Here is a 25,039-nt window from a genome sequence, read left to right as displayed (position 1 = left end):
AGGAGTCCCCCGCCAATTCGAGGTTTCGCACCCCACATGGATGTCAGAGCTTCATCGGCAGCCCGTAAGATGCGCACAACCCACTGAAAGGAGTTCGCCGTGCGCCATCCTCCTCTGACTGCCCTCGTCATCGCCTGCGTCACGGCGCTATCCGCCACCGCGACCGCTGCCGATCGCACGACCGAACTCACGCTCTATCGCAACGACAACGCTGCGCTGTACGCGTCCACTACCGACGGCAGCGTGGGTGAAGGCTACGCGGTGGTGCGCGAACGCCGCAGCCTGGACCTGAAGCGCGGCATGCAGGACGTGGTGATCGGCGATCTGCCGATCTACCTCGATGCGGAGGCGATGGCGCTGGCATTCACCGATGGCTCCAGCAAGGTGGTGTCGCAACGCCTGTTGCTCGGTCAGGGCAGCAACGCCGCACTCACCGGACTCATCGGCCGGAATGTGGACGTGGTGGGCAGCACTGGACAGCTGCTGGCCAGTGGCACCCTGCTGCGCGTGGGCGATGGCCTGCTGGTGCGCGGCGGCGACAACCTGACCACGCTGATTCGCGACTTTGCCGCCGTCCGCGTGCAGGACGGCCACTTCCCCACCGGGTCCAGCCTCAGTCTGCGGGTGGATGCGGCGCGCGCTGGCCAGGCTCCTGCCGTGCTCAGCTATCCCACCGCTGGCCTCGGCTGGCGCGCTGCCTATGTGGCGACATTGCAACCCGGCGCGGCCTGCCGCTTGCAGTTCGAATCGCATGCCAGCATCGCCAACCGCAGCGGCCGCGACTGGCACGACACCCAGCTCACCTTGATCGCCGGCGAGCCGAACATGGCCAAGGCCTCAACCCCGCGTCCCATGATGGCAGCGGCCCGCGGCTTCAGCGCTAAGGCCGAAGCCTTGCCCCAGCAGGACAGCATCGGCGACTACCGCAGCTACACCTTGCCCGCCGCGGTCGAGCTGCCCGACGGCAGTGTCAGCCAGGTGCCGCTGTACACAGACCGCACGCTGGATTGCGTGCGCACCGCGCTGTACGAGAATGGCAACAGCTTCCAGCCGCAACAGCCGATCCTCAACCGGGATTTCAATCAGGGCGGCGGCAGCGCCATCGTCAGCACGCTGAAGCTGAAGGCATTCGACAGCCTGCCGGCCGGCTACCTGCGCGTGCTCACCGCCGATCGCAACGGCACGCCGCAGTTCATCGGCGAAGGCCGTATCGACGACACCCCGAAAGGCAGCGACGCCACGATCACGCTGGGTACCGCGTTTGATCTGCGCGCCGAACGCACGCGCACCAGCTTCAGCGCGGACAAGGCCGGCCGCACCATGAGCGAAACATTCCGTATCGACCTCAGCAACGCAGGCGACAGCGCGCGCACGGTGACCGTGCGTGAACATCCTTCGCGCTGGCGGCAATGGACGCTGATTTCATCCAGCAGCAAACCTAGCGAGCAGACACCGGACACTCTTGAGTTCCGCGTCGAGGTACCGGCCAACGGCAAGGCCACGCTGGACTATGCCGTGCGCTACAGCTGGACCGACGCCGACAACCCCCAACCGTAAATCCATCGAGCCGGAGTTCCTCATGCTCAACATAACTAACCACCCCAACGACATCCGTGAGGTCCAGCTGGCCCGCCCGCCGGTCAATGCGTTGAACCTGGATCTGTTGCGCGTGCTACATGCCGCCATCGACGACAGCGTGCGCGATGGCGTGCGCGGCATCGTGCTGTCCGGTGCGCAAGGCCTGTTCTCCGCCGGCGTCGACGTACCGGCGCTGCTGTCGCGCGACCGCGCTGGCGTACTCGAATACTGGCGCGAATTTTTTTCGCTGTGCGGCGCGCTGGCCCGCGCACCGATTCCGCTGGTCGCGGCGATCACCGGCCACAGCCCGGCCGGCGGCGCGGTGCTGGCACTGTTCTGCGATTACCGCGTGATGGCCGAAGGCCCGTACCGCATCGGCCTGAACGAAGTGCAGGTGGGGTTGATCGTGCCCGAGGCGATCCAGCTGGCGTTGCGCCGCGTGGTCGGCACCTACCGCGCCGAACGGTTGCTGGTTTCCGGTGCCATGATCGAGGCGGCCGAAGCGCTGGCCTGCGGCTTCGTCGATGAACTCACCGGCGTCGACCAGGTCGCCACGCGTGCGCTGCATTGGCTGGGCGAATTGCTGGCATTGCCGCCGCACGCGATGCTCGCCACCCGCACGCTGGCGCGAGCCGACCTCGCTGCGGCTTACGCCGACCTGGGTGCGCTGCCGCTGGAAGACTTCACCGATGCGTTCTTCCACCCGCAGACGCGGGCCGTGCTGCAACAACTGGTGGCACGGCTGAAAGAAAAGAAATGAGCGTGATGTTGTAGGAGCCCGCTAGCGGGCTCCTGCGGCAAATAGATCAGCCCTTGGCGATCGGCCGTGCTGGATCACTGACCCAGCCGCTCCACGACGGTGCGTAGAGCCGTGAACCGTGCAACCCGGCATGTTCCATCGCCAGCAGGTTGTGGCACGCGGTCACGCCGGAACCGCACATGTGCACCACGTCCGACGGCGCGGTCGAACCCAGTACCGCAAGAAACTCTTCATGCAATTGTGCGGGCGATTTGAAGCGGCCGTCGCTGCCGAGGTTGTCGGCAAACGGGCGGTTCAGCGCGCCGGGCACATGGCCACCGACCCGGTCCAGCGGCTCGACATCACCGCGATAACGCGGTGCCGCCCGCGCATCCAGCAACTGCCCGGACGCGCCGCCCAGCAGTGCCGCATGGTCGACCAGTACCTGGTTGGCATCGTAATGCAGCGACACTTGGCTGACCGGCCGTGCAACCGGCTCTCCCGACTCCGTCGGCAAGCGCGCAGCCAGCCATGCGGCGTAACCCCCATTCAGCACGGCGGCCTGTTGCACGCCGACCAGCCGCAGCAGCCACCACAACCGCGCCGCGGCCAGCGCGCCGTTGCCCGCGTCATAACTCACCACCTGCATCCCCGCATGCCAGCCCCAGCGCGACAGCAGCGCGTTGAACGCCGGCTCCAGCGGCAGCGGATGCCGTCCCAGACCTTCCGGCTGCCGTGACAGGTCGGACAAGTCATGATCGAGGCTGGCGAACACGGCGCCTGGAATGTGGCTGTCCAGATAATCGCGATGGCCCTTGTCCGGATCGGCCAGATCGAAACGGCAATCGACGACGAGCACATCCTGCGATGGCAACGCGGCAAGTTCGGCCGCATCGATCAAGGTGGTTTTCAGCGTCATGTCCGTCCCATCCTCTGCAGCAGATTGAATAACATGGCGGCGGTGGCGCCCCAGATGCGATGACCGCCATGGACGAACTCCACCATCGGCCGCTGATGGCCACGGAACTCCATCGTATAGCGGCGCAGGTTGGCCGGCTCCAGCAGGAATGCCAGAGGCACTTCGAATACTTCGGCCACCTCGTCCGGCGCCGGATACAGCTGTGCCTCGGCAGCGATCTTCGCCACCACTGGCGTGATGCAGAAACCGCTGATGGTCTCGAAGCAATCCAGATAACCCAGCGGCGTCACCAGTGCTCGATCGAGGCCGATCTCCTCCTCGCTCTCGCGCAGGGCGGTAGTCAGCGCATCGCCATCGGCCGGCTCGCTGCGGCCACCGGGAAAGGCTACCTGGCCGGCATGCGACTGCAGATGGTCGGTGCGCACGGTGAGCACCAGCCGAGGCTGCACACCGTCGCGCAGGCCCACCAGCACGGCTGCCGGCTGGCGCTGCGTATTGCCCAGCAGCTCGGCCATGTCCGTGTGATTCCAGCCCGGCCCCGTCGGTGGCGCCGACAGCGGCAGCAGCGCGTTGATCAGCGCCTCCATCACGGCCTTTCGCGGCCCGGCAGGATCACCTGCATGACGTACAGCCGTTCCGCATCGCTCATCGCACGCCAGCGGCCGATCTCTTCACCGGTGCGCTGACAGCCCACGCAATAGCCACGCTCGTCCAGCCGGCAGATGCCGGTACAAGGGCTCAACGGGAGCGTTTCGGCGGGGTTCGGGGCGTTCGACATACCCCGTCATGTTACCACCGGCATAAATCAGGGCTTGTCGGTAGCCGACTTGATGTCGAGCAGTTCGATCTCGAACACCAATGCCTCGTTCGGACCAATCCGCGGCAACATGCCGTCTCCGCCATAAGCCAGCTGTGGCGGAATCACTACTTTCCAGCGGTCGCCGATATGCATGCGCGGGATCACGTCCTGCCAGCCGCGAATGACACCGTTCACCGGAAAACTCACCGGTGCGCCGTGTGCCCAGGTGCTGTCGAATTCGGTGCCGTCGATCAGCATGCCGCGGTAGTTCACGGTAACAAGGCTGGTCACGGTTGGACTGACCGTGCCGGAACCTTGGCTCAGCACGGCGTACTGGATGCCAGACGGCAACTGCACCACACCGGGCCGCTGCCGGTTGCGCTCCATGTAAGTAGCACTCTTGCGCGCATTGACGGCGGCGATGCGCTTGAACTCGGCCAGCGCATCGGCGTGCATCTGCTGATCGAGGCGCTGCAGCTGCAGGTGCATGTCCTGCATGGACACGCTCGGATGGCGCTTGGCGTAAGCATCCTGGATCGCACGCAACAGCACGGGAATATCCACATCCGGCTTGCCGTCCGCGAACTGGCTGCCGATCTGGTAACCGATGGCATACGACAACTTCGCCTTGTCGGGCTTCGCCTGGACGGCTGGGGCGGCTGGCACCGCCGGCGCGGTTGTCGCCGACGGCTGACTCTGCGCATGCGCCACGCCACCCAACAACAGCAGCATGCCGAGCAACCCGCCACGCAGATGTGTCATGCCTTTCTCCACCGGGCCTTCCCTATCGTATCGCGACAGTCGATTCTGACGGATCATCCTAAGCGGTTCGCCGGATTCGTGCAGCGCTGGCGCTTGTGGCTTGAGAAACCCCGCGGCGACAAAGGTTCCCGCTGCTACCATCGCGCCTTTGCATCCATCGGGAGTCGTTCATGGCCTATCGCAACCTGGAAATCGGCAACCGCGGCGCGGTGCGCACGATCACCGTCAACCGCCCCGACAAGCTCAACGCGCTGAACCGCGACACACTCAACGAGTTGACCATCGCATTTGCACAGGCCGCGCAGGACGATGCCGTGCGCGTGGTGGTACTGACCGGCGCCGGCGAAAAAGCCTTCGTCGCCGGCGCCGATATCGCCGAGATGAATGGCTATACGCCGGTGCAGGCGCAAGGCTTTTCGCGCGCCGGCCAGCGCCTGATGAGTTCGATCGAGCGGCTAGGCAAGCCGGTGATCGCGCGCGTCCAGGGCTTCGCACTCGGCGGCGGCATGGAGCTGGCGATGGCCTGCCATCTGCGCGTGGCCAGCGAGAAGGCCAAGTTCGGCCAGCCGGAAATCAACCTCGGCCTGATCCCCGGTTTCGGCGGCACCCAGCGCCTGTTGCGTCTGGCCGGTCGCGGTGCTGCGCTGGAGTTGTGCCTCACTGGCGCGCCGATCAACGCGCAACGCGCGTACGAGCTGGGCATCGTCTCCCGTGTGGTCGCACCCGAGGCGTTGGATGAAACGGTGAACGCGCTGGCCGACCAGCTCGCCGCCGCCGCGCCGCTGGCTGCCGCCGGCATTCTCGACGCCGTACTGCAAGGCGGCGAAACCGCGATCGATCAGGGCCTGGAATTCGAGACGCAAGGCTTCGCGCTGGCATTCTCCACCGAAGACATGCGTGAGGGCACCACGGCGTTTCTGGAAAAGCGCAAGCCGCAGTTCACCGGGCGTTGAGCCCAACCGACGCATTGCGGCGGCATGCAGCACACCGCTCAGTGATTCGAGCCTCGGTAGTTCTTCTCGCCCGCTGTCACGCGCAGGTCCAACCGGTTTTCCGGCGGTGCCAGCGGGCAGGTGGCAAACGGGGTGAACGCGCACGGCGGGTTGTACGCCTTGTTGAAATCCAGCACGACCTTGCCGTCCTTCGGTGGATCGATATACAGGAAGCGCGCGGCGCCGTAGGTTTCCTTGCCGCTGGTGCGATCGGCAAACACGATGAAATACTGCTTGTCGCCCGGCACCTCGATCACCGGCAGGATTTCGAACTGCTTGCCGTCGCGACTGAATTCCAGCTTGCCCGGCACCGGGTATTTGTCGATGGTGCCGATGACCGTACCCATTTCCAGCGTCTCGCCCGGCGCTGCAGGGACCCAGGTCGCCTCGATCCGCCATGACGGATCGATCGGGAACGAATCGATGCCGAGGAAATGCTTGCGGCTTGGCGCGTCGCTGTTCTTGACGCGCAACCCTTTGCGGCCGTCGCGGTCGATCAGGTAGAAGCTCGCGGTGCCGAAGCTCACCGTGGTCGGCGTGGCGTCGCCGGCTTTCACGTCATCGATCAGCGTGGCCTCGTACACCGGCTTGCCGTCGATCAGCGCGCCACTGTCGTGCTCGAGCACGAGATGCACTTCGCCGTTGCTGGCCAGGTCCGCCACACCAAGATGTGCGGGACCCACAGTCAGCACAATGTCATTGTCCGCCGCGCTGCCGATGCGATTGGGACCATCCTTCAGCCATTCCAGACCGGCCAGGCTCGGCCACCCGCCCGGTGCGGTCAGTCGCTCGAGCCGACCGGCGCGCCATTGCTCGATGCTTTGCTTGTAACTGTCGGTATCGGTGGCATGCACGGTGGCGACTCCCAGAATGGCGGCGGCAACAAAGAGGCTGGTACGGATCATCGGTCTCTCCAGCGGAACAACTATCGAATGGCGCGCGTCAACGGCCGCGCATGAACAACTTGTCGAGCTCGCCCAGACTGAGTTGGACCCAGGTCGGACGGCCATGATTGCACTGTCCCGAGCGCTCGGTCGCTTCCATCTCGCGCAGCAGCGCGTTCATTTCGGGGATCGTCAGCCGCCGCCCCGCACGCACCGAGCCATGGCAGGCCATGGTGGAGAGCAACTCGTTCTCCAGCTCCTGCAGACGGCGCGAACTGCCGTGCTGGGCCAGTTCGGACAGCACGTCGCGGCTGAGCTGACCGACGTCCGCGCCCTCCAGGAGCGCGGGAATACGCCGCACCACGATCGTCGCCGGACCGCTGCGCGACAACTCCAGACCCCACTCGGCCAGCGCCTCGGCATGCTCTTCCGCCGCTGCGGCTTCCTTCGCGCTGACTGCAATGCCGAGCGGAACCAGCAGCATCTGCGAACGCAGATTGCTGGCGACACGACCGGACTTCAGTTTCTCGTAGGTGATGCGTTCGTGTGCCGCGTGCATGTCCACCAGCACCATGCCATGCGCATTCTCGGCCAGCACGAAGATGTTCTTCAGCTGGGCTATCGCGAAACCCAGCGGCGGCGCCTCGCCCTCTTCCGTCGCCGGCATCGGCGCGGAGGACAGATTCGATGCGGGCACCGATTCACCGAGCAAGGCGGCGTAACCGGCTAGCGGCTCATCGCGCACACCCAGATTCAAACGGTTCTGGCTGAACTGTCCAGGCCACGCGGTAGCGTTGGAATACATGGGTGCGGCATGTGGTCCGACGACCATCGGCACCGATTCCGCCGACGGCAGCGTATTTGCTCCCGCCCGTGTCTGCGCCAACGCCTCGTGCAGGGTACGGAACAGGAAGTCGTGCACCAGCCGTTGCTCGCGGAACCGCACTTCATGCTTGGCCGGATGCACATTGACGTCCACCCCGGCCGGATCGAGTTCCAGATACAACACGAACGCCGCATGACGACCGTGAAACAGCACGTCGGCGTATGCCTGGCGCACCGCATGGGCGACGATACGGTCGCGTACCAGCCGGCCATTGACGTAGAAATATTGCGAATCGGCCTGCGCGCGCGACGCGGTGGGCAGGCCGACCCAGCCAGACAGGTGCAACCCGGCCATGGCGTGATCGATGCGCAGGCTCTGTGCCGGAAATTCCTCGCCAAGCACCTCGGCCACACGTTGCAACTCGGCCTGCTCGTTGCGCGCAGCCTTCCAGATGCGCACCGGTTTGCCGTTGTGGCTGAGCCGGAATTCCACCGAACTGCGCGCCAGTGCCAGCGATTTCAGCAAGTCGTCGATATGGGCGAATTCGGTGCGTTCGGCACGCATGAATTTCCGCCGCGCCGGCACGTTGTAGAACAGGTCGCGCACTTCGGCGCTGGTGCCTTGCGGATGCTGCGCAGGGCGCGCCGCCTGTAGCTTGCCGCCGTCGACTTCGATGCGGAACGCGGCGTCCTGATCGCGCGCACGCGAGGTCAGCGCGAAACGCGATACCGACGATACCGAAGCCAGCGCCTCGCCGCGGAAACCCATGCTGGCGACATGTTCCAGATCGTCGAAGCTGCCGATCTTGCTGGTTGCGTGCGAAGCCACCGCCAGCGGAAGCTCGTCGACATGGATGCCGCCGCCGTCGTCACGTACGCGGATCAGGCGGGCGCCGCCTGCCTCGATGTCCACCTCGATACGGGTGGCTCCGGCGTCGAGGCTGTTCTCGACCAACTCCTTGACCACCGAGGAAGGTCGTTCGATAACCTCGCCGGCGGCGATCTGATTGATGAGCTCGGGGGGAAGCAGGCGGATCACAGTCATCCGCGAACTTTAGCAGCGAACGACGGTGAAGCTGTCGACGATGCGATGCTGGCCTGTTCAGATCAGCCAGCCAGATCGACCAGCCAGATCAGCCGGTGGGAATGGCCAACATGGTGCCGGCATGCACCGTATCGGTATTCAGTTGATTGGCCGTCTTCAAGGCGCCCACGCTGATGCCGTATTGGCGGGCAATGCTGCGCAGGCTTTCGCCACGGCCGACCCTGTGCAGGTCACGTACGCCGGCGTCCGCCGGAGGCGCAGGCGGGGGACTGCTGGCCAGCGTGACGCGGCGGGCGCTGGCCGACTTTGTCGCAGGCTTCTTGTCGACATTTGCGGGCTTGCTCGATGCCAGCTCGACACCATTGCCATTGTGGCGGGCGGCCTGCGCCGCGAACCAGGTGCCCGGCGGCGGCGTCGATTCGAAATAATTCTTCACTCCGCTCATCACCGCTTCGGCGAGCTCTTTCTGATGGTCGGGGTCACGCAACTTGCGTTCCTCGGCCGGATTGCTGATGAAGGCGGTCTCGACCAGGATCGACGGCACATCCGGCGAACGCAACACCACGAAGTTCGCCCGTTCGACATAGCCGCGATGGGTCGGTCCGAGCAAGCCCAGCGCCTTGAGCACGTTGCCGGCGACCATGTCGCTGGCCTGCATCGCCCAGCCCTGCTGCAGATCGAGCAGCACCTTGGCCAGGCCGTCGTCCTTGTCATCCAGCGTGATGCCGCCGATAAGATCGGAGCGGTTCTCGCTATCGGCGAGCCAGCGCGCAGCCGTGCTGGTTTTGCCGCGCGGCGACAGCACCCATACCGACGAGCCCTTGGCGTCGTCGCTGGTAAAGGCATCGGCGTGGATCGACACGAATAGATCCGCATTGTTTTCGCGGGCGATGCGATAGCGCTGCGTCAGCGGAATGAAAAAGTCGCTGTCGCGCGTCAGCACGGCTTTCATGCCCGGCTGACGATTGATTTCCGCCGCGAGATTGCGCGCCACCGCCAGCGTGACATTCTTCTCCAGCGTGCCGCCGGGTCCGTGCGAACCGGGATCCTTGCCGCCATGGCCGGCATCGATCGCCACCACCACCGCGCGCTGACCGTTGAGCATGGCCGCAGCCTGCTCGGTGGCGACGCGGCTGCTGCGGCTGGAATTGCCGCTGTACTTGGGAGCCTCGATCGGCGCAGAAACCTCTGGCGCGGGGGCGGCCGGAGTGGTTTCGGCTACGCTGGTGCGATCGCTATCATCGTCTTTGCCATTACCTTGCGTGCCATTGCCGTCTTTGCCGGGATAGATATCCAGCACCAGCCGATAATCCGTGCCGCTGGTCGGCTTGAGCACGAAGCTTTTCAGGCGACTGCCCGGATCGATTTTGGCGGTCAATTGCAGGTGATCGCCGATGCGGGCATGACTCATGCCCCTCAGCAGGCCTCGTGCGACCGGATCGGAAAAATCGTGGTTTACCCCGCTGCCGGGCAGATCGACCACGATCTGGCCATCTTTCTGGCTGACCGTGTATTGCAGCGGGCCGGAAGCATCGAGAACCACACGGGTGTAATCCGGGCCAGCCCAGACCCGCGCATCCTTCAAATCGGCCGCCCGGGTCGCGCACAGCGGCACGGCTGCCAAGATGACGACGGCGACAAATCCACCCAAATTGTTCAGGTAACCCCTCATAAGCCGCATTGAAACGCGTTCACTCATCGAAAGCAAGCAGGTTTTTCCTTGAATATCCATAACCTGCGAACCATTCATCAGGCTGTATCAAGTTATCGGCCGCAAGTCGCGCATTCCGAACATATCCTTACCGGAATGCCGGATCGCCAATTTCTCAAGAGAAATTCAGTACTTAGCCGTGCTCAATCCAGCCGCGCGAGCAGTTCTTCGCCACGCGGGGTGAAGGCGCGCAGCAACGCGTGGCGGCCCTGCTCGGCATAGCCCAGGCGTAGCTCGAGATCCGCTGCCGGCAAGGCGCCGGCGCCACGCTCGGGCCACTCCACCAGCACCAGCGCGGCAGGATCGGCCAGCGCGTCCAGGCCCAGCCATTCGAGCTCGCCGGGATCGGCGATGCGGTACAGATCCAGATGCCAGGCTGGTCGACCCCGCGCCATATAGCCCTCGACCAGACTGTAGGTCGGGCTCTTGACCCGTTCGCCCACACCCAGCGCAGTCAGCAAAGCGCGCGCGAAACTGGTCTTGCCGGCGCCAAGCGAACCATGCAGGTAGAGCACCAACCCATCATCCAGCACGTCCGCCACCTGCGCACCCAGTGCAGCGGTAGCCGCCTCATCAGGCAACGACCATTCCCGCCCGGGTTCGATATGCCCCGTCATCCGTCACGCTCGCAGCTCGACAGGCCATTGCCAAGTTCACGCAGTGGCGCCAGAAGGTCACTGGCCAGCAGTCCGCGTTCGCCCTGTTGCGCGGCACGATCACCGGCACGCGCATGCAGGCCCACGCCGAGGCAGGCGGCCCGCCATGCGCTGCAACCCTGCGCCAACAGCGCGGCGACGATACCGGTAAGCAAGTCGCCCATGCCACCGGAAGCCATGCCCGGATTGCCCCACGGACAGACGTCCAGACGTCCATCCGGATCGGCGATAAGAGTGCCGGAACCTTTCAGTACGACGACGGCGGCGTACCGCTTGGCGAGCTCGCGCGCAGCGGCAAAACGATCACGCTCGATCTCCCGGGTGGCAACGCCAAGCAACCGCGCTGCCTCGCCCGGGTGCGGCGTCATGACGGTCGGCACGGTGAACCGGCGCTGCTCGCGCGCCAGCAGATTCAGGCCGTCCGCGTCCAGTACCAGCGGCTTGTTCGCATCCAGCGCGGTCAGCCACAACGCATGGCCCCAGGCGGCCTGCCCCAGGCCTGGCCCCAGCGCCAGCACGCCGGCGCGTTCGAGCAGCGGTGCCAGTGCCTGCGGACCATCGACACCATGTGCCATCAATTCCGGCCGCGCGGCATTCAGCGCGAAGACGTGCTCGGCGCGTGTCGCCACGCTGACCAGGCCGGCACCGGCGCGCAACGCCGACTCACCAGCCAGGTGCACTGCACCGGCCATGCCGTGCTCGCCGCCGATCACCAATACGTGGCCGTTGTCGCCTTTGTTGGCGTAACGCAGGCGCGGCGGCAGCGCGTCGGCGATAAGCAGCTGGGCATCGGGCGACATCGCCGCATACACGCTATCGGGTACGCCCAGGGTGGCCAGCTCGAGCACGCCGACCTGATCGGCGGCACGGCCGGTGTGCAGCCCGCGTTTGCCGGCGATGAAGGTGACCGTGACACAGGCGCGTATCGCCACGCCGGGGCAAGCGCCAGTGTCGGTGTTCAAGCCGCTGGGCACATCCAGCGCCAACACTGGCCGCCCGCTGTGATTGATCTGCTCGATCAGTTGCGCCACCGCCGGCTCGGGCGCGCGATTGAGGCCGATGCCGTACAGCGCGTCCACATGAAGTTCGGCCGCAGGCAGCACGCCATCGATGTCCCACAACTGCACCTTGCCACCGTCGGCCTCCCATGCCGCGCGCGCCAGCGCCGCGTCACCATGTGCCGTCGCACTCAGCGCCACCAGCTCGACCTGCAGCCCGGCTTCACGCGCCAGCACGCCCAGCAGAAAGCCGTCCCCGCCATTGTTGCCCGGGCCGCAATGAATGCAGATATGTTGCAGCTGCGGCCAGTGCCGGCGCAGGCTGTTCAGCGCGGCACTGGCCGCGCGGCGCATCAACTCATGACCGGAAATTCCCAAGGCCGCGAGCGAGGCACGCTCCATGGCTCGCAGCTGTTCGACGGTATGGAGGTCACGGCTGTACGGGTGGACGGGCATGCGTGAATTATAGGCATGTGCCGCATCTACAATAGACGAATGTCCAGCACCGGCGTCCGCAGCACACCCGATTACGCATCCCTCGCCCGCGACATCAAACGTTGGGCGATCGAACTGGGCTTTGCCGAAGCCGGCATCAGCGGCACCGATCTGGGTGAGGACGAGCGACATCTCGAACGCTGGCTCGAAGATGGCCATCATGGCGAGATGGAATACATGGCCCGGCATGGCAGCAGGCGCGCGCGGCCGGCCGAACTCGAGCCCGGTACGCAACGGGTCATCTCGGTACGCATGGATTACATCCCGCCCGGTACCGCCAATGCCTGGGACGTGCTGGAAGATGCCGAGGCCGGTTACGTGTCGCGCTACGCGCTGGGGCGCGACTATCACAAGCTGATGCGCAACCGTCTGCAGAAACTGGCCGAGCGCATCCATGCGGTGATCGGCGACTTCGGCTATCGCGCTTACGTGGACTCCGCGCCCGTGCTGGAAAAAGCCTTGGCGCGCAACGCAGGGCTGGGCTGGATCGGCAAGCACACCGTGCTGATCAACCGCCGTGCCGGCTCGTATTTCTTTCTCGGCGAGCTGTACACCGATCTGCCGCTGCCGATCGACCCACCGGCCAGCGCGCACTGCGGCAGCTGCAGCCGCTGCATCGAGATCTGCCCGACCCAGGCCATCCTCGGACCGTACCGGCTGGATGCGAAACGCTGCATCTCCTATCTCACGATCGAGCTCGAGGGCAGCATCCCGGAAGAGTTGCGCACGCCGATGGGCAACCGCATCTTCGGCTGCGACGACTGCCAGTTGGTGTGTCCGTGGAACAAATTCGCGCAGGAGACCGCCGAGCCGGATTTCGCTCCGCGGCACAGCCTCGACGGCGCGAAGCTGGTCGAACTGTTTGCATGGAGCGAGGCTGAATTCCTCAAGCGCACCGAAGGCATGGCCATCCGCCGCACCGGCTACGAAGGCTGGCTGCGCAATATCGCGGTGGCGCTGGGCAATGCGCCGCCGTCAGCGGGCGTACGCGAAGCGCTGAATGCTCGCGCCGATCACCCTTCGCCGATCGTGCGCGAGCATGTGGCGTGGGCGTTGGCGAAACAGCAACGCTGAATGCAGCAGCAGCTCAGGCAGCAGCCATCTGCTTGGGAATCGAGCGATTGGTGTGGCTGATGCGGTTGCCTGCGCCAATGTAGACGCAGACCGGCTGATACTGCTCCAGCTCGGCTTCGTTCAACTGCACGAACGCGGCAATGATGATGAGGTCGCCGGCCTGGGCGCTGCGCGCGGCACTGCCGTTGACCGAGATGATGCCGGAGCCTTCCTCGGCACGCAGGGCATAGGTGACGAAGCGCTGGCCGCTGTTGACGTTCCAGGCGTGGATCTGCTCGTACTCGCGGATACCCGAGGCATCCAGCAGCAGACCGTCGATCGCGATCGAGCCTTCGTAGTGCAGCTCCGCATGGGTCACGGTGGCGCGGTGGATCTTGGCCTTGAGCATATTCAGGTGCATGACGTTCTTTCCCGCAGGACTCTGCTAAGTCGGCAATTATCGAGCCGATGACGTTGCACCGCAACATCATCGGCTTCGACCGAGATATGCGGGCGCCTCAGTCGAACAGCAAGTTATCGATCAGGCGGGTATCGCCAAGGCGTGCCGCGATCAGTGCGATCAAGCCCTCGCGCTGACCCTCGGCCGGCTCGGCCAGATCCTCGGCGCGCCGGATCACCGCGTAATCGGGCACAAATCCGGCACGGATCAGGCGTGCGGCAGCGGTCTGCTCCAACGCCTGCCAGGGATGCCCCTTGCCCATCAGCTCACGCATCTTCAGCAAGGTATCGTGGATCAACGGCGCCCGCGCACGCTCGGTGGCGGACAGATACTGGTTGCGCGAACTCAGTGCCAGGCCGTCGTCGGCGCGCAAGGTGGGTGCCGCCATCACCATCACCGGCAACGACAGATCACGCACCATCCGCTCGATCACCTTCAGCTGCTGGAAATCCTTCTGTCCGAATACCGCCAGATCCGGCTGCACCAGATTGAACAGCTTGCACACCACGGTGGCCACGCCATCGAAGTGTCCGGGCCGATGCGCACCTTCCAGCATGTCGGTGATCTGCGGCACGCGCAGGCTGACGCTGTGCTCGGCGCCGAACGGATAGATCGTCGCCACGTCAGGCGCGAACAGCAGATCGCACTCCTGCTCGGTCAGCGCCGCCTGATCCTGCAGCAAGGTACGCGGATAGCGTTCGAAATCCTCATTCGGGCCGAACTGGGTCGGGTTGACGAACACGCTGGCGACCACCCGGTCGGTACGCGCCCGCGCCAGCTTGATCAGCGACTGATGTCCGGCGTGCAGGTTGCCCATGGTCGGCACGAAGCCCACCGTCTGCCCCTTGGCGCGCCAGCCGCGAATCGCGGCGCGCAAGGAGGGGGCGTCTTGTACGGTCTGCATGGGGCGTTGACTCGCTGCTTAGTTGAAACAATGCTCGGGCGCCGGGAACGCACCGCTGCGCACGTCCGCGGCATACGCCGCAATGGCCGCAGCGACAGAGTCGCGTCCGGCCAGAAAATCCTTGCTGAACTTGGGTCGTTTGCCCGGCGTGATGCCGAGCATGTCATGGATCACCAACACCTGTCCGTCGCAATGCGGACCGGCACCGATGCCGATTACCGGTATCGTCAGCGCCGCAGTCACCCGCCGGCCCAGTTCGACCGGCACGCCCTCCAGCACCAGTAGATCCGCACCGGCCGCCTGCACGGCCAGGGCCTCCGCCAGCACCCGATCGGCAGCGGCTTGTTCACGACCCTGGATGCGAAAACCGCCAAACTTGTGCACCGATTGCGGCGTCAGTCCCAGATGGGCGCAGACCGGAATCGCTCGCGCGGTCAGCGCCGCGATCGCTTCGAGAATGTGCGGCGCGGCGCCTTCGATCTTCACCATCGCCGCACCGGCTTCGCCAACCAGGCGCGCGCCGGCTTCCAGCACGTGCGCGACATCGCGATCAGCCATGAACGGCAGATCCGCCACCAGCAACGTGGCCGACAAGCCACGCGCCACGGCAGCGGTGTGATAGACCATGTGATCGAGCGTCACCGGCAGCGTGCTGCGGTGTCCCTGCACCACCATGCCGAGCGAGTCGCCGACCAGCGCGATGTCGATCCCGGCCGTCTCCAGCTGCCAGGCAAAACTGGCGTCATAGGCGGTAAGCATCACGATGCGCTGTCCCTGCGTTTTCATCGCAAGCAGGCCCGGCACGGTGACCGGCTTGCGTTCGGGGGCATTCGCGTTCTGCACGTACACGGCAATTCCTGATGGGATGGCGGGCGCCGATTATGGCTCAAGCAGCCTTGCACAACCGGCAAGGTCGAGTTGCGCCAGCCGTTCCGCCACGGTGCCGTGTCCGGACAGCGGCAACGTGGGCGCGACGTCATGCAGGGGCAGCAGCACGAACGCACGTTCGGCCATGCGCGGGTGCGGCAAGGTCAGCCGCGGATCGTCGAGCTGCACACCTTCGACGTACAGCAGATCCAGATCCAGCGTACGCGGACCGTTGCGCTCGGCACGCACGCGACCTGCCTGCTGTTCGATCGCCAGCAGCGCATCCAGCAGGGCATGCGGCGACAACGACGTGTCGAGCTGCACCGCGGCGTTGACGAACGGCGGCTGCTCCAGCACACCCCATGGCGGCGTGCGATACAGGTGCGAGCGCCGCAACAGGCGCGTATCGGGCAGGTTGGCCAACGCGTCCATCGCGTCGAGCAACTGTTGCCGTGGGTTGCCGAGGTTGCTGCCCAGCGCGACGTAAGCCAGCGTCACACGGAACTCGATTTTCCGCCGGGCCTGCGACGGCGGCGGCGCGGGCGTGGCGGCTTGCCGGCTGCCGGCGGCGCCACGAAGTCGCTGGCGCTGCTGCCGCCACCGGCCGGCAGCGCCGCCGCCAGTACGTCCTGCGGCAATTGCTGTGCGTGCGCCCACCACAGACCCAATTCGCGCATCGCCGGCGATTCGTCGGCACGCAGCAACAGGAAGTCGAACGCGGCGCGAAAGCGCGGATGCGTCATCAGGCGAAATACCCGCTTGCGCTGGATCTGCTCGAAGCGCGGCTGCAGCGACCAGATCTCTTCCATGGTGAAGGTGAACCGGCGCGGGATCGCCACCCGCTGGCACTGCTCGCCGACTACCTGGGCCGACGCGCGCGCCCATGCCTCGGTGCTCTCCTGGCCGCGGGCGATCCAGTGATGCGCCACGTCGCGCACCTCACCCCACAGCAACACCGCGAACAGGAATGCCGGCGTGACCGACTTGCCTTCGGCAATGCGTGCATCGGTATTCGCCAGCCCCTGCTCGACCAGCGAACGCAACGCCTCGTCGCCGCGCTTGAGTGCCCGCGCAGTCGCCGGAAACAGGAATTTCAGCAAGCCACACTGTTCCAGCATGCGGAAACTCTTCAGTCCGTTGCCGCTGAGGAACATCTTCAGCGATTCGTCGAACAGGCGCGCCGGCGCGGCATCGGCCAGCAACGGGCCTAGCGTCTCGAACGGCGCCATCGCCGCCGCATCGATACGCATGTCGAGCTTGGCCGCCAGCCGCGCGGCACGCAGCATGCGCACCGGATCCTCGCGATAGCGGGTGTCCGGATCGCCGATCAGCCGCAGCGCGCGATCCTCGAGATCCTGCATGCCACCGACATAGTCGCGCACCGAGAAATCGCTGATGTCGTAATACATCGCGTTGACGCGGAAGTCGCGGCGGATCGCATCTTCCTCGATCGTGCCCCAGATGTTGTCGCGCACGATGCGGCCATCGACGATGTGCCGATCACCCTCGCCGCCTTCCTCGCCGAGGCCGCGGAACGTCGCCACCTCGATGATCTCTGGACCGAACACCACATGCGCCAGACGAAAGCGCCGGCCGATCAGGCGGCAGTTGCGGAACAGCTTCTTCACCTCGTCCGGCGTCGCGCTGGTGGCAACGTCGAAATCCTTCGGTTGCAGGCCCAGCAGCAGATCGCGCACGGCGCCACCGACCAGATAAGCCGTGTAACCGGCCTCGTTCAGGCGGTACAGCACCCGCAACGCCGACTTGCTGATGTTTTTGCGGGAGATGACGTGCTGGTCGCGCGGAATGATCCGCAGCGCTGGCGCGAGGCCGGTCCTTGATTCGAGATTCAAGCGGTCGAAATCCTTGCGGGCGAAGCCGCCCTTGGGTTGCCATAAGTCGCGGCGCGCAGCAGCACCGCGGATCGTCCCGCAGGGCGGTGAGCAGCACCGGCGGGGCATGCTTCGAACGGCATGTCGAGCATTGCCGCGCGAAACAATTCCGTTATACTAGCGCGCCTCGCAAGATAACGCTCCCTTCGTCTAGTGGCCCAGGACACTGCCCTCTCAAGGCGGGAACACGAGTTCGAACCTCGTAGGGAGCACCATTTACTTGTGCAATCTTCCATGATTGCCGTTGTCAGGAAAGGTCCCGACAACTCACGCACCTTGGCTATTGGCCAGATCAGAAGCGGCCATCCATGGCCGCACTCTTCACAAGAGCCTCTCGACCACTTCTCTTAAAGCCGAAACGCCTCCATGACTTTCGTCGTCATCGACAACTGCATCAAGTGCAAATACACCGATTGCGTTGAGGTCTGCCCGGTCGACGCCTTCCATGAAGGCCCCAATTTTCTCGCGATCGATCCGGACGAGTGCATCGACTGCACCTTGTGCGAGCCGGAGTGCCCGATCAACGCGATCTATCCGGAAGACGATGTTCCTGCAGGCCAGGAAGCCTTCGTGGCGCTCAACGCCGAACTGGCCAAGAGCTGGCCGGTGATCACCGAGCGCAAGGACAGCCCGGCCGACGCCAAGGACTGGGAAGGCAAACCGGACAAGCTCAAGCTGCTGCAGCGCTGAGTTCCCGCCATCCATAAACGGAAACGCCGCCCTGGAGGCGGCGTTTCCGTTTATGGTGCTTGACCGACTTAGCCGCCGAGACTGGACTTCAACGTGTCGATCACCTTCGCCACCGCGGCCGCGTTGCCTTCGGCACGGATTTCACTGGCATTGGTGCCGCTGGTGTTGACGCTGACCTTTACCTGATGCGATCCGGCGCCGCCTGCGGTGCTGGCGGAATCGCTCTTGTCATGCCCGAACAGCCGACCGAAGAAGCCTTTCTTCTTCTGCTTCGCGACAGCATCGGAAACGCTCAGCGTATAGCTGTGCGCGCTGTCGTCGTGACCGACCAGCTGCCCCAAACTGCCGCCTTGCAGCACCTGGCCCACCCGGCGATACGCATTGTCCACGCTGTCAGCCAGCACGAAGCCGTCGGCAATCTGGCCCGTGGCAGCACCGACGCTGGCCGTCGCGCCATTGGCGGTCGGGCGATTCGCGCCCGGCGGCGGAATGACCAGCGCATCGCTGGTCGAAGGACGGTCCAGGCTCGGCGGAATCTCCAGCGGCGACTGCTGCTGGGCAGTGTCCCACGCCTTGTGCGAGCGGAACATGCCGCAGCCGGAAAGCAGCAGGCCACTGAGGGCCACAGCCGGCAGGGCCACGAGGAGCGAGGTTTTCTTCATGTAGTCAGATTCCGTGAGTAAGTCAGGCAACCGTCAACCGGCCGCAGTCGCCAAGGATGCCAGACTGGACAGCGCTTGGTGCAATCGGGCGCGATCCGGACCGTCGTTCAGTTCCACCAGCGGCAACCTCGGCAGCGCCAGACCCAGCCCCAGAACGGGCAGGCCAGCCTTGACCGCGATCGGGTTGGGCGCGCAGTTCAGCGCCTGCACCAGCGGATCGAGCGCCGCGTGACACCGTTCGGTAGCGACTTGATCGCCATCGGTGGCCGCATCACACAACGCGCGAAATGCCTGCGGCACCAGGTTGGCCACCACCGAGATGGTACCAGCGGCACCGGCCAGCATCGCCACGCCAGCGCTGCCATCGTCGCCGGACAGATAGACGAAATCCGCGCGCACAAGTTCCGCCAGCGCCGAAATCCGTTTGCTGTCGCCAAGCGCCTCCTTGATGCCGATGATCGCCGGATGCTCGCGCAGCCCCGCCACCGTCTCGGGCGCCAGATCGCAGCCGGTACGGCTGGGCACGTTGTACAGCACCACGGGCAGGCCGCCGTGTTCGGCCACTTCGAGGAAATGCCGGCGCAGGCCTTCCTGGGTCGGGCGCACGTAGTACGGCGTCACCACCAGCGCTGCGTCGGCGCCCAGCGCCTTGGCGCGACGGGTCATGGCGACGGTCTTGGCGGTACCCGCCTCGCCGGTACCGGCGAGCACCGGCACCTGCCCGGCCACACGCTCGACGGCAAATGCCAGCAGGCGATCGAACTCGTCGTGCTCCAGCATATGCGCTTCGCCCGTGGAGCCGGCCACCACCAGCGCCTGCGTGCCGCCGGCGAGCTGATAGTCGAGCAACCGGCCAAACGCCCGCAGGTCGAGTGCGCCATCGGCCGCAAACGGGGTGACCAGCGCGCAGATACTTCCACGAATGTTCAAGTCTCGATTCCGCTACAAGGCAAGCCGTGCATGTTACTTGCCGCCTCGCGAGGCGGGCAAGTAAGCTCGATCGGAGTACCCTCACCAGCTACCAACGCGCCGATGACGTCACAGGCAGGCCACTTTTGAAACCCTCTTCCGCCTCTTCTTCCACTCCCTCGGCCGCGCGTGCTGGCAACGACAACCAGTTGCTGATCCAGGCGCTCACGTCATCGAACAAATCGCCTCTGCTGGCGCTGGCCAAGCGTATTGCCGACGCCGGCTGCAACCTCTCCGAATCGCGGGTGTCGACGATCGGCACGGAAGTCTCGCTGATGCTTCTGGCCAGCGGCGCATGGGATGCGCTCGCCAAGCTGGAAACCGCGCTGACCAAACTGGCCCGCGACGAGAGCCTGCGGCTGGTGCACTACCGCACTGGGCCGCGTGAAAACAGCTCGCACCTGCTGCCGTACCTGGTGGAAGTGGTGGCCGCCGATCGGCCCGGCATCGTGGCGCGGATCGTGGAGTTCTTCACCCAGCACGAGATCAGCGTGGAGCAGCTGAACTCCACCCGTTACCAGGCCATGCAGACCGGGGCGGATATGTTCCAGGCCCAGTTCACCATCGGCATCCCGGCGGAAATCCACATTGCCGCACTGCGCGACGATTTTCTCGAACTCTGCGACGGCCTGAACCTGGATGCGATCATGGATCCGGTGAAGTTCTGAGGATCGCGCGATCCGGCGCATCTGACAAGGACTGTTATCGGTGGGTGCGCACGCGCTAGTCTTGCGCCCGGGACTACCGAGGAACGCTGCATTGCCGTCAGTGGGTCGATCCAATCCGAGCGATATCTGCGTACCACCCGCAATGTTTGCCGTCAGCCGGTTCCCGAATTCTCTTTCTCACACGCATGCGCAGCGGCCACTCGCTGTGCAGGAGTAGTCATGCCCGAAGTTGGCAAGAAAGTCCCTGCACTCCACGGTGTCATCGGCGATGGCAGCACACTGAAGCTCGCCAGCCTCAAGGGTCAATGGATCGTGCTGTATTTCTACCCCAAGGACAGCACGCCCGGCTGCACCAGCGAGGCGAAGGATTTCCGCGACCTGTATCCGGCGTTCCGCCGACGCAATGCGCAGGTCATCGGCGTGTCGCGCGATTCGCCGAAATCGCACGCCAATTTCGCCGCCAAGCAGGAGCTGCCGTTTGCGCTGGTTTCCGACCCCGATGAAACCTGGTGCCAGGCGTTCGACGTGATCCACGAAAAGGTGCTGTACGGAAAACGCCACCTGGGCATCGTACGCAGCACCTTCCTGATCGACCCCGACGGAAAACTGGCCCAGGCGTGGCGTGGCGTGAAAGTACCCGGCCACGCCCAGGCCGTGCTCGACACCATCCCCGCCAAGTGACCATCCCGGCATTCATGGTTTCCGCCGGATTCGATCGCCGGCACCTTGCCTGCGATCCGTGCCGGCGTCACCTCTCTGCGGCTCGCCGTACGCCGCAGCTCTTTCATCCATCCACCAGCGAGGACACTTCCGCATGACCGGAAGCAAGCGCATCTACGCTCTCGACACTAACGTCCTGCTGCATGACCCGACCTCGCTGTTCCGCTTCGAGGAACACGACGTCTTCATTCCGATGACCGTGCTGGAGGAACTGGACGAAAAAAAGAAAGGCGCCTCGGAAGTTTCGCGCAACGCCCGCCAGGTCAGCCGTTTTCTCAACGAGCTGATCGAACTGGGCAAGCAGCATGATCTGGGCGACGGGCTGGAACTGAGCAATCCGCAAGGCATCAAGCTCAAGCGCGGCGCCTCCGTTGGCCGGCTGTATTTCCAGCACCGCACCAGCAGCAATGGCCACACCAAGGCGGACAACCAGATCCTGCTGGCGGTGATCGAACTGCGTGACCAGAATCCCGATCGGGCAGTCATCCTTGTCACCAAGGACATCAACCTGCGGATCAAGGCGAGCATCAATGGCATCGTCGCCGAAGATTATGAGAACGACCGCGCGCTGGACGACTTTTCCCTGCTTTACACCGGCTCCGCCGAGCTGCCGGAAACCTTCTGGGACCAGCACCCGGAAGTGCAGTCGTGGACCGAGCGGGGGCGCACGTTCTACAAGGTGGATAGACGCGAGGAGGACATCTGGTATCCGAACGAGTGCCTGTTCCTGCCCGGTGAAAACGCGGTCGAACTGCGCGTGCTGCAAATCGACGACACCAGCGCCACGCTGGTGCTGCTGGATGACCACTCCCATGCGAACCATCACGTATGGGGCATCGGCGCACGCAACCGCGAGCAGAACTTCGCACTCAACGCGCTGATGGACCCGGACGTCGACTTCGTCACCCTGCTCGGCAATGCCGGCACCGGCAAGACCTTGCTGGCGCTGGCCGCGGGCCTGGCGCAGGTGATGGACCAGCAGCGTTACCGCGAAATCATCATGACCCGCGCCACCGTCTCGGTGGGCGAGGACATCGGCTTCTTGCCCGGCACCGAGGAAGAGAAGATGACGCCGTGGATGGGCGCGCTGACCGACAACCTGGAAGTGCTCGCCAACCCCGAGGACGGCGGCAGCTGGGGCCGCCAGGCCACCAACGACCTGCTTGCCTCGCGCATCAAGATCCGCTCGCTCAACTTCATGCGCGGGCGCACCTTCCTGTCGCGTTACCTGATCATCGACGAGGCACAGAACCTCACGCCGAAACAGATGAAGACCCTGATCACCCGCGCCGGCCCCGGCACCAAGATCGTCTGCCTCGGCAACGTCGAGCAGATCGATACGCCCTATCTCACCGAAACCACTTCCGGCCTCACCTACGCAGTCGATCGCTTCAAGAACTGGGAGCACTCGGCGCACATCACCTTGCGTCGCGGCGAACGTTCACGGCTGGCGGATTTCGCGGCGGAGGCGCTGTGACATCAAGAAGCAGGAAACTATGGGGCCTGTCGCAAGACGACAGGCCCTCCCGCTTCCGCACCGCACTCCTCGCTTCCCGGTGCCATCGCCCTGACATGCCCGACTGATGCCGTCTCCATGTCGTTGAAGAGTTTCGCCTACCGCCATCGGCTACCGGCCAAGCGTGCCATTGCCTTGCTGGCACGCTCGCTACCAGCGTCAGCTCGCCGCCGATTGCTGGCCATGGCCGAGCGCGTCGCGTTCAGCGTCACCCCGCAATATCAGAGCGAAACGCTGCCGCCGATCTTCGACTACTGGTCCGGCCGGTTCCTGGCCCCCGACGCGCAGCGGCTGGGCATCGATTCGCCGGAAAGCTTCTTCTTCGATCAGATCCGGCGCAGCTCGACCGATGGAAACGCACCGGTGCGTGTGCTCAGCGTCGGCACCGGCTCCTGCGGCATGGAGATCGAGCTGGCCGCCCGGCTGCACGCGGACGGTATCGCGGCGCAAATCACCTGCGCCGATTTCAATCCCGCGCTGATGCGCCATGCGGCAGCCGCGGCCAAAGAACGCGGCGTCGCTGCGGTGATGACGTTCGTGACGCGCGACTGCAACCTGCCGTTCGAGCTGCCCGGGCAGGACGTCATCATCGTCAACCAGTTCTTCCACCACGTCACCGCGCTGGAGACATTCTGCGGATCGCTGCGACGCTCGCTGGCCCCGCAAGGCGTCCTGCTCGGTTCCGACATCATCGGCCGCAACGGCCATCGGCTGTGGCCGGACGTGGAAACCGTGGTCCAGGAAGCGTGGGCGACCCTGCAGTCCGGCAAACGCCACGATCGCCATTTCAACACGGCATCGGAACGTTACCGGCCGATCGACCATGCCGCGTATTCCAACGAAGGCGTGCGTGCGCAGGACATCGTGGGCTGTCTGCTGGCCGAGTTCGATTTCGAGCTGTTCTTCAGTTTCGGCGGCGCCATCATGCCATTCGTCGAACGACGGATCGGCTTCAACTTCGACCCGCAGTTGGCTGAAGACCGCGCCTGGATCGATCGCATGCATGCGATCGACGCGGCCGCCCTCGCCGCCGGGCGCTACCCCGCCGCCAACATGATCGCCGCCCTGCGCCACAAGGGCAGTGCCGCGCGGGCCGTGTTCGAGCCGATCAGCCCGCAACAACACGTCGATCTCACCCGGGAACAGCAGGTGAAGGCCTGCATCGACACGCGATAGCGACGGCGATCAAGCGAGTAGAATGCCTGGTTGACAGTCATCCCATGGTTGCAAGCGTCGACATGACCCTCACCCCCCGTCTCGTCCTGCTGGCCCTGCTCGCCTTTTTCGTGCTGTGCGTGCTGCTGGTGCACCTGCGCGGACGCGTGCGGCTGCGCTTCGATCGCCAGTTGGTCGATCACTCGGCGATCTTCGCGCCTTACAACCTGTTGATGTATGCGTTTTCGGCGGTGCCGGCTCGGCCGATTCTCGATCGCCGCGGATTCCCGCAACTGGACCTGCTGCAGGCGAACTGGAAGCTCATTCGCGACGAGGCGACGCACCTCTTCGACGAGGGATACATCCGTGCCGCCGCGAAGAACAACGACGCCAGCTTCAACAGCTTCTTCAAACAGGGCTGGAAGCGTTTCTATCTGAAATGGTACGGCGAGCCGCTGGCCTCGGCCGAGGCGTTGTGCCCGCAGACGGTAGCCTTGCTGAAATCGATTCCCAGCGTGAAGGCCGCGATGTTCGCGCTGCTGCCGCCGGGCAGCAAGCTCAATCCGCACCGCGATCCGTTCGCCGGTTCGCTGCGCTACCACCTGGGCCTGATCACGCCCAATGCGAGGAGCTGCCGCATCTTCGTCGATGGCGAGGAGCACGCCTGGGGCGATGGCAAGGACGTAGTGTTCGACGAAACCTACGTGCACTGGGCCGAGAACACCAGCGGGCAGACGCGGGTGATCCTGTTTGCCGACGTCGAGCGGCCGCTGCGCACACGCTGGATGAACGCGATCAACCACCGTGTCGGCGCGTTCATGGGCAAGATCACCGCCTCGCCGAACACCGAGGGCGAGACGGAGAAAACCGGTTTCATCAACCACCTGTTTGCGCTCAGCCAGCGTCGCAAGGGTGCCGGCCACCGCTTCAAGGTGGCATTCAAGAGCCGTTACAGGAAGCTGTACAAGGCCTGCAAGTATGTCGGCATCCTGCTGCTGATCTGGCTGATCTTCCTCGCACCGTGGCCGCTGTTTCGATAAGTGACGCTCCGCTGAGCGGTCACGTTGTGTGATCCCCGCG

Annotated in this window: 24 protein-coding genes, 1 tRNA gene and 1 pseudogene; 11 read left to right on the top strand and 15 right to left on the bottom strand. The window is 64.8% G+C overall.

What is annotated here, in order from left to right:
* Positions 1 to 99 precede the first annotated feature (99 nt).
* The gene (locus BUA26_RS09780; protein WP_072760333.1) at positions 100 to 1,557 is read left to right on the top strand and encodes a DUF4139 domain-containing protein; all 1,458 of its coding nucleotides are present in this window, start codon (positions 100 to 102) and stop codon (positions 1,555 to 1,557) included.
* Positions 1,558 to 1,579: 22 nt separating this feature from the next.
* A complete protein-coding gene (locus BUA26_RS09775) occupies positions 1,580 to 2,338 on the top strand; it encodes an enoyl-CoA hydratase/isomerase family protein (RefSeq protein ID WP_072760331.1) in 759 nt (252 codons plus the stop codon).
* Positions 2,339 to 2,384: 46 nt separating this feature from the next.
* On the opposite strand, the gene BUA26_RS09770 is transcribed toward BUA26_RS09775, so the two are convergent.
* From BUA26_RS09770 to BUA26_RS09760, 3 genes and pseudogenes are all read right to left on the bottom strand, one after another.
* Positions 2,385 to 3,236, bottom strand: a complete 852-nt coding sequence (locus BUA26_RS09770) for a sulfurtransferase (RefSeq protein WP_072760329.1) — start codon at positions 3,234 to 3,236, stop codon at positions 2,385 to 2,387.
* Positions 3,233 to 4,014, bottom strand: a pseudogene (locus BUA26_RS09765) (DUF1289 domain-containing protein). The gene BUA26_RS09770 and the pseudogene BUA26_RS09765 overlap by 4 nt, the downstream one beginning before the upstream one ends.
* A gap of 27 nt (positions 4,015 to 4,041) precedes the next feature.
* Positions 4,042 to 4,797: a BamJ family beta-barrel-assembly machinery protein gene (locus tag BUA26_RS09760; RefSeq protein WP_072761518.1), complete on the bottom strand. Its 756-nt coding sequence runs from the start codon at positions 4,795 to 4,797 to the stop codon at positions 4,042 to 4,044.
* A gap of 170 nt (positions 4,798 to 4,967) precedes the next feature.
* Between BUA26_RS09760 and BUA26_RS09755 the strand changes: the two genes are divergently transcribed.
* A complete protein-coding gene (locus tag BUA26_RS09755) occupies positions 4,968 to 5,750 on the top strand; it encodes an enoyl-CoA hydratase-related protein (protein ID WP_072760327.1) in 783 nt (260 codons plus the stop codon).
* 38 nt (positions 5,751 to 5,788) lie between these two features.
* Here BUA26_RS09755 and BUA26_RS09750 read toward each other — a convergent pair whose 3' ends face one another.
* The 5 genes from BUA26_RS09750 to BUA26_RS09730 all read right to left on the bottom strand — a co-directional run bounded on the left by BUA26_RS09750 (position 5,789) and on the right by BUA26_RS09730 (position 12,364).
* Positions 5,789 to 6,694, bottom strand: coding sequence for a DUF1684 domain-containing protein (locus BUA26_RS09750; protein WP_072760325.1), 906 nt, complete (start codon positions 6,692 to 6,694; stop codon positions 5,789 to 5,791).
* Between the two features lie 37 nt (positions 6,695 to 6,731).
* On the bottom strand, positions 6,732 to 8,543 hold the full coding sequence (gene mutL / locus BUA26_RS09745) for a DNA mismatch repair endonuclease MutL (protein WP_072760323.1): 1,812 nt from the start codon (positions 8,541 to 8,543) through the stop codon (positions 6,732 to 6,734).
* Positions 8,544 to 8,631: 88 nt separating this feature from the next.
* Entirely contained in the window at positions 8,632 to 10,215 is a 1,584-nt protein-coding gene (locus BUA26_RS09740) for an N-acetylmuramoyl-L-alanine amidase (RefSeq protein ID WP_072760321.1), read from the bottom strand.
* A 182-nt stretch (positions 10,216 to 10,397) separates the two neighbouring features.
* Positions 10,398 to 10,871 (bottom strand): tRNA (adenosine(37)-N6)-threonylcarbamoyltransferase complex ATPase subunit type 1 TsaE, encoded by a 474-nt coding sequence (gene tsaE / locus BUA26_RS09735; RefSeq protein WP_072760319.1) that lies wholly within the window; start codon positions 10,869 to 10,871, stop codon positions 10,398 to 10,400.
* A complete protein-coding gene (locus BUA26_RS09730; protein ID WP_072760317.1) occupies positions 10,868 to 12,364 on the bottom strand; it encodes a bifunctional ADP-dependent NAD(P)H-hydrate dehydratase/NAD(P)H-hydrate epimerase in 1,497 nt (498 codons plus the stop codon). The genes tsaE and BUA26_RS09730 overlap by 4 nt, the downstream gene beginning before the upstream one ends.
* Positions 12,365 to 12,379: 15 nt before the next feature.
* Between BUA26_RS09730 and queG the strand changes: the two genes are divergently transcribed.
* Positions 12,380 to 13,477, top strand: coding sequence for a tRNA epoxyqueuosine(34) reductase QueG (gene queG / locus BUA26_RS09725; protein ID WP_072760315.1), 1,098 nt, complete (start codon positions 12,380 to 12,382; stop codon positions 13,475 to 13,477).
* Between the two features lie 13 nt (positions 13,478 to 13,490).
* Here the strand turns inward: queG and panD are convergent, their stop codons facing one another.
* The 5 genes from panD to pcnB form a co-directional block, all read right to left on the bottom strand.
* The gene (gene panD / locus BUA26_RS09720) at positions 13,491 to 13,877 is read right to left on the bottom strand and encodes an aspartate 1-decarboxylase (protein ID WP_072760313.1); all 387 of its coding nucleotides are present in this window, start codon (positions 13,875 to 13,877) and stop codon (positions 13,491 to 13,493) included.
* A gap of 97 nt (positions 13,878 to 13,974) precedes the next feature.
* Positions 13,975 to 14,820: a pantoate--beta-alanine ligase gene (panC, locus tag BUA26_RS09715; protein ID WP_072760311.1), complete on the bottom strand. Its 846-nt coding sequence runs from the start codon at positions 14,818 to 14,820 to the stop codon at positions 13,975 to 13,977.
* A gap of 18 nt (positions 14,821 to 14,838) precedes the next feature.
* On the bottom strand, positions 14,839 to 15,669 hold the full coding sequence (panB, locus tag BUA26_RS09710; RefSeq protein WP_072760302.1) for a 3-methyl-2-oxobutanoate hydroxymethyltransferase: 831 nt from the start codon (positions 15,667 to 15,669) through the stop codon (positions 14,839 to 14,841).
* Positions 15,670 to 15,699: 30 nt separating this feature from the next.
* Complete coding sequence (gene folK, locus BUA26_RS09705) at positions 15,700 to 16,185, bottom strand: 2-amino-4-hydroxy-6-hydroxymethyldihydropteridine diphosphokinase (protein WP_072760300.1); 486 nt, start codon at positions 16,183 to 16,185, stop codon at positions 15,700 to 15,702.
* Positions 16,182 to 17,540, bottom strand: a complete 1,359-nt coding sequence (gene pcnB, locus BUA26_RS09700) for a polynucleotide adenylyltransferase PcnB (protein WP_072760298.1) — start codon at positions 17,538 to 17,540, stop codon at positions 16,182 to 16,184. Before pcnB ends, folK begins: the two co-directional genes overlap by 4 nt.
* Before the next feature lie 178 nt (positions 17,541 to 17,718).
* Between pcnB and BUA26_RS09695 the strand changes: the two genes are divergently transcribed.
* Together BUA26_RS09695 and fdxA are read left to right on the top strand one after the other, a co-directional pair.
* Positions 17,719 to 17,794 (top strand) — tRNA-Glu (locus tag BUA26_RS09695).
* 151 nt (positions 17,795 to 17,945) lie between these two features.
* On the top strand, positions 17,946 to 18,269 hold the full coding sequence (gene fdxA / locus BUA26_RS09690) for a ferredoxin FdxA (RefSeq protein ID WP_072760296.1): 324 nt from the start codon (positions 17,946 to 17,948) through the stop codon (positions 18,267 to 18,269).
* 68 nt (positions 18,270 to 18,337) lie between these two features.
* On the opposite strand, the gene BUA26_RS09685 is transcribed toward fdxA, so the two are convergent.
* Together BUA26_RS09685 and dapA are read right to left on the bottom strand one after the other, a co-directional pair.
* Entirely contained in the window at positions 18,338 to 18,931 is a 594-nt protein-coding gene (locus tag BUA26_RS09685; protein WP_072760294.1) for a hypothetical protein, read from the bottom strand.
* A 33-nt stretch (positions 18,932 to 18,964) separates the two neighbouring features.
* Entirely contained in the window at positions 18,965 to 19,861 is an 897-nt protein-coding gene (gene dapA, locus BUA26_RS09680) for a 4-hydroxy-tetrahydrodipicolinate synthase (RefSeq protein WP_072760292.1), read from the bottom strand.
* Between the two features lie 188 nt (positions 19,862 to 20,049).
* Between dapA and BUA26_RS09675 the strand changes: the two genes are divergently transcribed.
* The 5 genes from BUA26_RS09675 to BUA26_RS09655 all read left to right on the top strand — a co-directional run bounded on the left by BUA26_RS09675 (position 20,050) and on the right by BUA26_RS09655 (position 24,999).
* Positions 20,050 to 20,568 carry an ACT domain-containing protein gene (locus BUA26_RS09675; protein WP_072761517.1) on the top strand — a complete coding sequence of 173 codons (519 nt, stop codon included), beginning with the start codon at positions 20,050 to 20,052 and terminating at the stop codon, positions 20,566 to 20,568.
* 219 nt (positions 20,569 to 20,787) lie between these two features.
* Positions 20,788 to 21,249 carry a peroxiredoxin gene (locus BUA26_RS09670; RefSeq protein WP_072760290.1) on the top strand — a complete coding sequence of 154 codons (462 nt, stop codon included), beginning with the start codon at positions 20,788 to 20,790 and terminating at the stop codon, positions 21,247 to 21,249.
* A 133-nt stretch (positions 21,250 to 21,382) separates the two neighbouring features.
* Positions 21,383 to 22,765 (top strand): PhoH family protein, encoded by a 1,383-nt coding sequence (locus BUA26_RS09665; RefSeq protein ID WP_072760288.1) that lies wholly within the window; start codon positions 21,383 to 21,385, stop codon positions 22,763 to 22,765.
* A 117-nt stretch (positions 22,766 to 22,882) separates the two neighbouring features.
* On the top strand, positions 22,883 to 23,980 hold the full coding sequence (locus BUA26_RS09660; protein ID WP_072760286.1) for a class I SAM-dependent methyltransferase: 1,098 nt from the start codon (positions 22,883 to 22,885) through the stop codon (positions 23,978 to 23,980).
* 62 nt (positions 23,981 to 24,042) lie between these two features.
* A complete protein-coding gene (locus BUA26_RS09655; RefSeq protein ID WP_072760284.1) occupies positions 24,043 to 24,999 on the top strand; it encodes an aspartyl/asparaginyl beta-hydroxylase domain-containing protein in 957 nt (318 codons plus the stop codon).
* Positions 25,000 to 25,039: the final 40 nt, after the last annotated feature.

Source organism: Rhodanobacter sp. OK091 (assembly GCF_900142825.1).
In the GTDB taxonomy this organism is placed as follows: Bacteria; Pseudomonadota; Gammaproteobacteria; order Xanthomonadales; family Rhodanobacteraceae; genus Rhodanobacter.
This window is presented reverse-complemented; position numbering and strand designations above follow the sequence as displayed.

What these genes read in the sequence shown, in the direction of transcription:
- queG (WP_072760315.1), top strand. Translation starts at nt 12,380, where the DNA reads ATGTGCCGCATCTACAATAGACGAATGTCCAGCACCGGCGTCCGCAGC.
- BUA26_RS09660 (WP_072760286.1), top strand. Translation starts at nt 22,883, where the DNA reads ATGTCGTTGAAGAGTTTCGCCTACCGCCATCGGCTACCGGCCAAGCGT.
- BUA26_RS09730 (WP_072760317.1), bottom strand. Translation starts at nt 12,364, where the DNA reads ATGCCCGTCCACCCGTACAGCCGTGACCTCCATACCGTCGAACAGCTG.
- BUA26_RS09760 (WP_072761518.1), bottom strand. Translation starts at nt 4,797, where the DNA reads ATGACACATCTGCGTGGCGGGTTGCTCGGCATGCTGCTGTTGTTGGGT.
- panC (WP_072760311.1), bottom strand. Translation starts at nt 14,820, where the DNA reads ATGCAGACCGTACAAGACGCCCCCTCCTTGCGCGCCGCGATTCGCGGC.
- BUA26_RS09685 (WP_072760294.1), bottom strand. Translation starts at nt 18,931, where the DNA reads ATGAAGAAAACCTCGCTCCTCGTGGCCCTGCCGGCTGTGGCCCTCAGT.
- BUA26_RS09775 (WP_072760331.1), top strand. Translation starts at nt 1,580, where the DNA reads ATGCTCAACATAACTAACCACCCCAACGACATCCGTGAGGTCCAGCTG.
- BUA26_RS09655 (WP_072760284.1), top strand. Translation starts at nt 24,043, where the DNA reads ATGACCCTCACCCCCCGTCTCGTCCTGCTGGCCCTGCTCGCCTTTTTC.
- BUA26_RS09755 (WP_072760327.1), top strand. Translation starts at nt 4,968, where the DNA reads ATGGCCTATCGCAACCTGGAAATCGGCAACCGCGGCGCGGTGCGCACG.
- BUA26_RS09665 (WP_072760288.1), top strand. Translation starts at nt 21,383, where the DNA reads ATGACCGGAAGCAAGCGCATCTACGCTCTCGACACTAACGTCCTGCTG.
- BUA26_RS09740 (WP_072760321.1), bottom strand. Translation starts at nt 10,215, where the DNA reads ATGAGGGGTTACCTGAACAATTTGGGTGGATTTGTCGCCGTCGTCATC.
- BUA26_RS09670 (WP_072760290.1), top strand. Translation starts at nt 20,788, where the DNA reads ATGCCCGAAGTTGGCAAGAAAGTCCCTGCACTCCACGGTGTCATCGGC.
- panD (WP_072760313.1), bottom strand. Translation starts at nt 13,877, where the DNA reads ATGCACCTGAATATGCTCAAGGCCAAGATCCACCGCGCCACCGTGACC.
- tsaE (WP_072760319.1), bottom strand. Translation starts at nt 10,871, where the DNA reads ATGACGGGGCATATCGAACCCGGGCGGGAATGGTCGTTGCCTGATGAG.
- BUA26_RS09750 (WP_072760325.1), bottom strand. Translation starts at nt 6,694, where the DNA reads ATGATCCGTACCAGCCTCTTTGTTGCCGCCGCCATTCTGGGAGTCGCC.
- fdxA (WP_072760296.1), top strand. Translation starts at nt 17,946, where the DNA reads ATGACTTTCGTCGTCATCGACAACTGCATCAAGTGCAAATACACCGAT.
- BUA26_RS09770 (WP_072760329.1), bottom strand. Translation starts at nt 3,236, where the DNA reads ATGACGCTGAAAACCACCTTGATCGATGCGGCCGAACTTGCCGCGTTG.
- mutL (WP_072760323.1), bottom strand. Translation starts at nt 8,543, where the DNA reads ATGACTGTGATCCGCCTGCTTCCCCCCGAGCTCATCAATCAGATCGCC.